Consider the following 7,273-nt stretch of genomic DNA (forward strand, 5'->3'; position numbering starts at 1 on the left):
TCAGTCCGGCGTCGGGGTGTCCGTCAGGTCCGGGGCATCCTCCTCGTCATCGCGTACCGGGATGACATAGGCACCCTTCAGCCAGCGATTGAGGTCGATGTCCTTGCAGCGCTTGGAGCAGAAGGGATAGGTGTCGCGTGCCGAGGGCCTGCCGCATTCGGGGCAGGGACGCCTGGGCCGCAGGGGCGTTACCTGTGCCTTGCCTTCGCCGGTCATGACAGGCCCGTTGCCGGCCATCCGGCGCGGGTGTCGAAGCCTTCGCCGGAAAGCAGCGCCACCGTTTCGTAAAGCGGCAGCCCGACGACGCTGGTGTAGGAGCCGACCAGCTTGACCACGAAGGACCCGGCCAGACCCTGCACGGCGTATGCGCCGGCCTTGCCGCGCCATTCGCCGGAGGCTACGTAGCGGTCGATGTCCTCGCGCGACAGGCGGCGGAAGCGCAGGCGCGTCTCGACCAGACGCTGGCGCAGCTTGCCGGACGGCGTGGCGAGGCAGACACCGGAATAGACCCGGTGCGAGCGGCCCGAGAGCAATTGCAGGCAATAGACGGCGTCGTCGATGGTTTCGGCCTTGGGCAGGATGCGCCGGCCGACGGCCACCACCGTGTCGGCGGCCAGCACGAAGGCAGGCTGCGCATCCGGTTCCGATTTCAGGGCGAACAACGCCTTTTCAGCCTTTTCTTTCGACAGACGCCTGGCGAGGGAGCGGGGGTGCTCGGCGCGCTGCGGCGTCTCGTCGATGTCGGTCGGCAGGATCCGGCCGGGCTCGATGCCCGCCTGTTGCAGGAGCTGAATCCTGCGCGGCGAAGCCGAGGCAAGCACCAGCGTCTGCGGTTTGCTTCCAGCCATGCCTGCCTGCCCGAACGACGCTTACTTGAAACGGTAGGTGATGCGGCCCTTGGTCAGGTCGTAGGGGGTCATCTCGACCAGGACCTTGTCGCCGGTCAGCACGCGGATGCGGTTCTTGCGCATGCGGCCGGCAGTATGGGCAATGATTTCGTGATCGTTTTCGAGCTTCACCCGGAACATGGCGTTCGGCAGCAATTCCGTCACCACGCCCGGAAACTCGAGGACTTCTTCCTTCGGCATACGATACCTTTTCTCGGGTGATGATCCGGGGCAGCCCCCGGAATTTGCGCGGAACCTATATGATAAAGCCGGCTTTGTGAACACGCTAATCCGCACAGGCCGCAAATGCGGGACCATACCGCGATCGCTGCCCTGAAACCGTCACCCATTCGCCCGCCGGGTCCTCGAACATGCGCACGCGGGCATTTCACCGCACATTGGCGGGGACTGCGAAAACGATCAACAACTTCCAGCGGAATTCTTGCTGTCACCACTTGAACGGGTAAGCCAACGGACCGATTGTGCGCCGATCTGGTGAGGGTTGCCAGAGTTGTCGCCACCACAACCGACACATGGGCAGGAGGGGTCCGGCCCGCAAAGGTTTCGGTTCGACAGCAAACTCAAACGTCGCCTTCATTCCCATCAGGAGAGGGAGGAGCATAAGTGCTCGAATCATTTTTCAAGATCAAGGAAGAGGGGTCGTCGGTCCGTACGGAAGTGATCGCCGGCGTCACCACCTTCCTGACGATGTCCTACATCATCTTCGTCAATCCGGAGATTCTGTCGACCACCGGCATGGACCGCAATGCCGTCTTCGTCGCCACCTGTCTGGCGGCTGCGCTGGGTTCCGCCATCATGGCCCTGCTGCCGCGCTGGCCGATCGGCATGGCGCCCGGCATGGGCCTCAACGCCTTCTTCGCCTTTACCGTCGTCGGCGCCATGGGGTTCACCTGGCAGCAGGCGCTGGGCGCGGTCTTCATTTCCGGCGTCATCTTCCTGATCCTGACGCTGACCGGGGTGCGGGCCTGGCTCATCTCGGGCATCCCGAGGTCGATGCGCAGCGCCATCGCCGCCGGTATCGGCCTGTTCCTCGCCATCATCGCGCTTACCAGTTCCAAGATCGTGGTCGCCAATCCCGCCACGCTGGTCGGTCTCGGCGATCTGACGCAGACCGGTCCGCTGCTGGCGATCGCAGGGTTTTTCATCATCGCGGCGCTCGACGCGCTGAAAATTCGCGGTGCGATCCTGATCGGCATCCTGATCATCACCGTATTGTCGATGATCCTCGGCGTCAGCCAGTTCGGCGGGATCGTGTCGATGCCGCCTTCCGTGGCGCCGACATTCCTGCAACTCGACATCGTGGGTGCGCTTCATGCGGGCCTGTTCCACGTCATCCTCGTGCTGGTTCTGGTGGAAGTGTTCGATGCCACCGGCACGCTGATCGGCGTGGCCAAGCGCGCCGGGCTGATGCCGGAGGGCAAGCCGAACCGCCTCGGCAAGGCGCTGCTGGCCGACAGTACGGCCATCGTCGCCGGTTCGGTCCTCGGCACGTCCAGCACCACCGCCTATGTCGAAAGCGCTTCCGGCGTGCAGGCCGGCGGCCGCACGGGCCTCACGGCGCTGGTGGTCGCGGTGCTCTTCCTCGCAGCCCTGTTCTTCGCGCCGCTCGCGGGCTCCGTGCCTGTCTATGCGACGGCTCCGGCGCTGCTCTACGTCGCGTGCCTGATGATGCGCGAACTGCTGGACGTGGAGTGGGACGAGATCACCGAGGCGGCGCCCGCCGCGCTGACCGCGCTGATGATGCCGTTCACCTATTCGATCGCCAACGGTCTTGCCTTCGGCTTCATCTCCTACGCAGTGCTGAAGACGCTGACCGGCCGTTTCAGGGAGGTCCACCCGGCCACCTGGCTGGTTGCGATCCTGTTCGTCATCCGCTTCGTGATGGTGGGCGGCGAATAGGGGACGCTGGAGCATCGGACCGGAAAGCGGAATGCGGTTTTCGGTGTTTGCGATGCTCCATCAATGATTCAGATCGTTCTTTGTTCGTCCGGATGGACGTACGGCGATCTGACCGGCCTGAAGAAAAAGAGGCCCGGAGTTTTCCGGGCCTCTTTTTTGCTTCATGGGTTGTCCGGGCCAGTGAACCGTTTCGCGATGCGTTCCTTCAGGTGGTCGCGCACCTCCCGATAGGCGGCCAGACGCTGCTCGCGGGTGCCTGTGATGGAAGTGGGGTCGAAGGTCGGCCAGTATTCCACCTCCACGGCCATGGTGCGCGTGAACTCCATGGCCGTGTGATGAGCCTGCGGCGAGAGTGTGATGATGAGGTCGAAATAGGCGTCGTCGATGTCGTCCACCGCTCGCGGCTCGCGGTCGCCGAGCGACAGGCCCTCTTCCTCCAGCACGACATCGACGAAGGGATCGCGCTCTCCGGCATGGACGCCGGCAGAGGAAATGAAGATGTCGGAAGGCAGAATCCTGCGCGCCAGCATTTCCGCCATTGGCGAGCGCACCGCATTCATGCCGCACATGAACATGACAGAGCGCGGTTTGTAGGGTTCCCCGTTCAGGTTAGCCTCGCCAGTGCAGCACGCAAACGAGGGTGAAGAGGCGGCGCGCGGTGTCGAAATCGATGTCGATCTTGCCGCCGAGACGGTCTTTCAGCGTCTGCGAGCCTTCGTTGTGCAAGCCGCGCCGGCCCATGTCGATCGCCTCGATGTGGCTGGGGGAGGCGGAGCGGATGGCATCGTAATAGCTCTCGCAGATCATGTAGTAGTCCTTGACGATGCGCCGGAACGGCGTCAGCGACAGGATGTGCGTGACCACGTCGGACCCGTCCTCGCGGGCGATGGCAAAGACCAGCCGCGAATCCACCAGCGACAGCTTCAGCCGATATGGCCCCCCGGCACCGTCATTGACCGGACGAAAGCTGTTTTCCTCGATCAGATCGAAGATCGCAACGGCGCGCTCATGCTCGACGTCCGGCGTCGAACGGCCGATCGTCTCGTCAAGCTCGACGTCGACCAGTCTGTCGCGCTGGGGATCGAACTCCGTCATAGCGCTACATATTCAGCCTGATGGCGACGGAACGGGCATGTGCGTCGAGACCTTCCGCCCTGGCCAGCGCGATGGCGGCAGGCCCCAGTGCGCGCAGCTGTTCCGCACCGAGCCTGAGGATGGAGGTGCGCTTGACGAAATCGAGCACGGAGAGACCGGACGAGAAACGGGCCGAACGCGCGGTGGGCAGCACATGGTTGCAGCCGCCGACATAGTCGCCGATCACCTCCGGCGTGTGGCGTCCAATGAAGACCGATCCGGCGTTGCGGATGCGCCCGAGCAGGGCCTCGGCATCGTCCACCGCCAGCTCGAGATGCTCGGCCGCGATGCGGTCGATGAGCGGTATCGCCTCCCCGAAACTCCCCACGAGGATGACCGCACCGAAGTCGCGCCAGCTCTGCGCGGCGGTTTCGGAGCGCGAAAGGCTGCGCAACTGACGTTCCACGGCCTCTTCCACGGCCTTGCCGAAGGCGGCGTCGTCGGTCATCAGGATCGACTGGGCGGAGGCGTCGTGTTCCGCCTGCGCCAGAAGGTCGGCGGCCACCCAGTCCGGATCGTTGGAACCGTCGGCAACCACCAGCACCTCGGAGGGGCCGGCGATCATGTCGATGCCGACCGTGCCGAACACTTGACGCTTGGCTGCGGCGACATAGGCGTTGCCGGGTCCGACGATCTTGGCGACGGGCTGGATCGTTTGCGTGCCATAGGCAAGGGCTGCAATCGCCTGCGCCCCACCGATGCGGTAGATTTCCGAGATGCCGGCAAGATCGGCGGCCACCAGAACCAGCGGATTGATGGTTCCACCGGACGCCGGCACCACCATGACGATGCGCCCGACGCCCGCCACGGCGGCGGGCATGGCGTTCATCAGCACGGAGCTCGGATAGCTGGCGGTGCCGCCCGGCACATAGAGGCCGACCGATTCCACCGCCGTCCAGCGCGAGCCGAGCTCGACGCCGATGGCGTCGGTGTAGCGGTCGTCCTGCGGCATCTGGCGCTGGTGATGTGAGCGGATGCGGTCCCGCGCCAGCTTCAGGGCCTCGACGGTGGCGGGGTCGGCCTGCGTGTAGGCCGCGTCGATATCGCCACGCGAAACGGCGATGCCGAGCGTTTCGAGGTCGGCGCGGTCGAAGCGCCTTGTGTAGTCGATAAGTGCGGTGTCGCCTTCGGCACGCACGTGGGCGATGATGTCGCGCACCACGGCCTCGACATCCGCCGATACTTCACGCTTGGTCGACAGGAATGCGGCAAAGCGCTGCTCGAAATCCGCGTCGGACTGTCTGAGTGTGATGGCCATGCAAAATCAGGTCCTGTGTGCGGGACGGGAAGAGGCCTGCCAGGCGCCCCCGGTGTCGGTCAGGCGCGCTTCCACGCATTCGACATCGAGCATGATGGCGCCGCCGCCGGAGAAGATGAGTTCGATGATCCCGGCGGGCTTTTCCGTGGGCACATAGCTTACGGCGAGCAGGGAGAGCACCTCGTCGGGCTTGTCGCGCGCGATTCCGGCAGCCTTGGCGCCGAGCACCCGGTCGAAATGCAGCACGCTTTGCCGGCGTTCGTTGTTCTTGCGCAGGAAGCCGGGCTTTCTCTCCCAGGCAAAACGGTTCATGGCCAGCACGAAACGCCGTGCGCCCGGCAGATATTGCAGATCGCGCACCTTCATCACCGCGTCCTGCACATGCGCGGAAATGACGTTGAGATCCTGCTCGTCGAGCGCGATGAGCCTGAGTTGGTCCATGCCGTTTTCGCACCTGCGAAGGGTTGTCCTGAACCTTTTGTTAGGCCGTCTTGCGAGCCCCCGCAACCACTTCTGTCATAACTCGCTGGAAATCGAAGCCTGATCAATCGCTTAGGCTGCCGAAAGGCGGCCTTTTCTATTTTGGAGTAAGTGGAACATTGCCGTACGGACCGAAACCTTGTGCGATCAATGGTTGTTCCCCTTGATGGGATAGTGCAGCAAGAAGCGATAGCCGCCGCGCATCATCTTGATGCCGCTCGCGACAAGACGGCGGGATTGGTTCTTGCGCGGGTCGATTTCCCAATCCTCTTTCGTGCCGCTGAATCCGAGTAGTATGTCGGCGATGGTGCGATAGCTCTCGCCGCGCAGCCGCGCAGCCGCGCGTCGAGCGCGCGCAGCGAGAGGATTTGCCACTGGCGGAGTTGGGCGGGCATGATCCGAAACTCCGGCCCCGGCCGGCGGCCTTCGACGGCGCGCCAGAACAGCCGGGCAGCATGGGATCGCAGTTCGTAGAAGGCATCCAACGGCAAGAACGTGCCGTAGAAGGCCGCTGCATCGGGAGAGGCGCGGGGCAGCCACAATTGATGCGCGATGCCATCGGCCAGCCAGATGCCGTGACAGCCATCCGCCGCGCAGCGCAGATCGAGGCCGTTGAGATGGGCAAGCTTGATTCTCGGTCCACTGGCGTCGATTATATGTGCGACGGGCAACAGCATGAAGGCGTTCGGATGCACGCGCGGCGACCAGAGCGGAGCTTGCAGATCAGCCGCCGTGTCGGGGTCGCTTGGGAAACAGCAAACCCCAGCGATGTGCAAACGATTCGAGTTGTTTCGCGTCCTGTCTGCGGGTCAGCGCCAGCGCCTGGCAGTCGTTGCGATATTCGTCGTTGCGGCGCAGATACTCCCAAGCGAAGCCGGAGGCGGCAAGCTGCCATATGTACCCGTAGGCCGCATGGTGCCACCACTCAGTATCCAGCATGGCGTAACTCCTCCAAGCGTTCCATCCGGTGCGAAACCTGCATTCGACGTGGCACTATCCGCGCCGCTGCCGATGTCGGGCATGTTCTTGAACACGGGACGTTTCACCCTCTGCAGCGTTCCCGATTTCCGGGCTGGCGAGCCTTGATCGGCCCCGCTGGCTGCTGCCTTCTTCCTGCTCCGCGCCATTGCTCGGGATGCGAGGATCGCAGCCACACCGAGGCCCGCCGCTATAGCCGAGAAATACGCGGCTCCCCTGCTTGCTCGTGCAACGCAATTGCGCCGATCAAGAGCGTTGCCAAGGGGATGAGAGCCGTAAGCGTTGCTGCCGGAAGCGGGCCGAGAAGTTCGGCCGAGCGGTTGAAGGCGAAGACGGTCAGGACGCTGACGAGCACGCCCTGAAATCCGGCCTGCGCCAGCATATCTGGCAGTGGGCGTCGGCGATGCGCTTGGGAAGAACCGGCGCGTAGATCGACATATAGAATATGGCCGACCCGACCGCGACGATGGCAGTCGCGTGCAGGGCCGGAAGGCGGGACCGGCGGACGACGAAGGCCTAGGTGTCAATGACCGTGGAATCGGGACCCCGTATTTTCGCGCAAAAGGAACCCCGGTTTTGGGTTGATGGAGGGCACGACGGTGAGCGCCCGATCAGG

General features: G+C 63.9%; 10 protein-coding genes and 1 pseudogene. 1 reads left to right on the forward strand and 10 read right to left on the reverse strand.

The window, feature by feature from the left end; translation table 11 throughout:
* From yacG to infA, 3 genes are read right to left on the reverse strand one after another with little or no spacing between them, the layout of a single operon-like run.
* Positions 1-216 (reverse strand): DNA gyrase inhibitor YacG, encoded by a 216-nt coding sequence (gene yacG / locus DES43_RS20305; protein ID WP_035033026.1) that lies wholly within the window; start codon positions 214-216, stop codon positions 1-3.
* The gene (locus tag DES43_RS20310) at positions 213-848 is read right to left on the reverse strand and encodes a Maf-like protein (RefSeq protein WP_035033030.1); all 636 of its coding nucleotides are present in this window, start codon (positions 846-848) and stop codon (positions 213-215) included. The genes yacG and DES43_RS20310 overlap by 4 nt, the downstream gene beginning before the upstream one ends.
* A gap of 21 nt (positions 849-869) precedes the next feature.
* A complete protein-coding gene (infA, locus tag DES43_RS20315; RefSeq protein ID WP_011579535.1) occupies positions 870-1,088 on the reverse strand; it encodes a translation initiation factor IF-1 in 219 nt (72 codons plus the stop codon).
* 423 nt (positions 1,089-1,511) lie between these two features.
* Between infA and DES43_RS20320 the strand changes: the two genes are divergently transcribed.
* On the forward strand, positions 1,512-2,807 hold the full coding sequence (locus DES43_RS20320; protein ID WP_035033035.1) for an NCS2 family permease: 1,296 nt from the start codon (positions 1,512-1,514) through the stop codon (positions 2,805-2,807).
* 161 nt (positions 2,808-2,968) lie between these two features.
* Here the strand turns inward: DES43_RS20320 and DES43_RS20325 are convergent, their stop codons facing one another.
* The 7 genes and pseudogenes from DES43_RS20325 to DES43_RS20350 form a co-directional block, all read right to left on the reverse strand.
* Positions 2,969-3,382: an arsenate-mycothiol transferase ArsC gene (locus DES43_RS20325; RefSeq protein ID WP_133676093.1), complete on the reverse strand. Its 414-nt coding sequence runs from the start codon at positions 3,380-3,382 to the stop codon at positions 2,969-2,971.
* Between the two features lie 34 nt (positions 3,383-3,416).
* Positions 3,417-3,902, reverse strand: a complete 486-nt coding sequence (locus DES43_RS20330; RefSeq protein WP_035033038.1) for a UPF0262 family protein — start codon at positions 3,900-3,902, stop codon at positions 3,417-3,419.
* Positions 3,903-3,906: 4 nt separating this feature from the next.
* Entirely contained in the window at positions 3,907-5,199 is a 1,293-nt protein-coding gene (gene hisD / locus DES43_RS20335; protein WP_035033041.1) for a histidinol dehydrogenase, read from the reverse strand.
* A gap of 6 nt (positions 5,200-5,205) precedes the next feature.
* Positions 5,206-5,640, reverse strand: a complete 435-nt coding sequence (locus DES43_RS20340) for a DUF2948 family protein (RefSeq protein ID WP_035033044.1) — start codon at positions 5,638-5,640, stop codon at positions 5,206-5,208.
* 186 nt (positions 5,641-5,826) lie between these two features.
* Positions 5,827-6,054: a DUF2285 domain-containing protein gene (locus DES43_RS23080; RefSeq protein WP_166647791.1), complete on the reverse strand. Its 228-nt coding sequence runs from the start codon at positions 6,052-6,054 to the stop codon at positions 5,827-5,829.
* A pseudogene (locus DES43_RS23085) lies at positions 6,033-6,356 on the reverse strand (DUF2285 domain-containing protein); the annotation flags it as partial. The pseudogene DES43_RS23085 and the gene DES43_RS23080, both read right to left, overlap by 22 nt.
* A gap of 46 nt (positions 6,357-6,402) precedes the next feature.
* Positions 6,403-6,618, reverse strand: coding sequence for a transcriptional regulator domain-containing protein (locus DES43_RS20350; protein ID WP_035033047.1), 216 nt, complete (start codon positions 6,616-6,618; stop codon positions 6,403-6,405).
* Positions 6,619-7,273 lie beyond the last annotated feature (655 nt).

Origin of the sequence: Aquamicrobium defluvii, from assembly GCF_004363725.1 — a bacterium.
GTDB lineage: Bacteria > Pseudomonadota > Alphaproteobacteria > Rhizobiales > Rhizobiaceae > Mesorhizobium > Mesorhizobium defluvii.

Coding starts and splice junctions, on each gene's coding strand:
- yacG (WP_035033026.1), bottom strand. CDS start 216: ATGACCGGCGAAGGCAAGGCACAGGTAACGCCCCTGCGGCCCAGGCGT.
- DES43_RS20310 (WP_035033030.1), bottom strand. CDS start 848: ATGGCTGGAAGCAAACCGCAGACGCTGGTGCTTGCCTCGGCTTCGCCG.
- infA (WP_011579535.1), bottom strand. CDS start 1,088: ATGCCGAAGGAAGAAGTCCTCGAGTTTCCGGGCGTGGTGACGGAATTG.
- DES43_RS20325 (WP_133676093.1), bottom strand. CDS start 3,382: ATGTTCATGTGCGGCATGAATGCGGTGCGCTCGCCAATGGCGGAAATG.
- DES43_RS20330 (WP_035033038.1), bottom strand. CDS start 3,902: ATGACGGAGTTCGATCCCCAGCGCGACAGACTGGTCGACGTCGAGCTT.
- hisD (WP_035033041.1), bottom strand. CDS start 5,199: ATGGCCATCACACTCAGACAGTCCGACGCGGATTTCGAGCAGCGCTTT.
- DES43_RS20340 (WP_035033044.1), bottom strand. CDS start 5,640: ATGGACCAACTCAGGCTCATCGCGCTCGACGAGCAGGATCTCAACGTC.
- DES43_RS20350 (WP_035033047.1), bottom strand. CDS start 6,618: ATGCTGGATACTGAGTGGTGGCACCATGCGGCCTACGGGTACATATGG.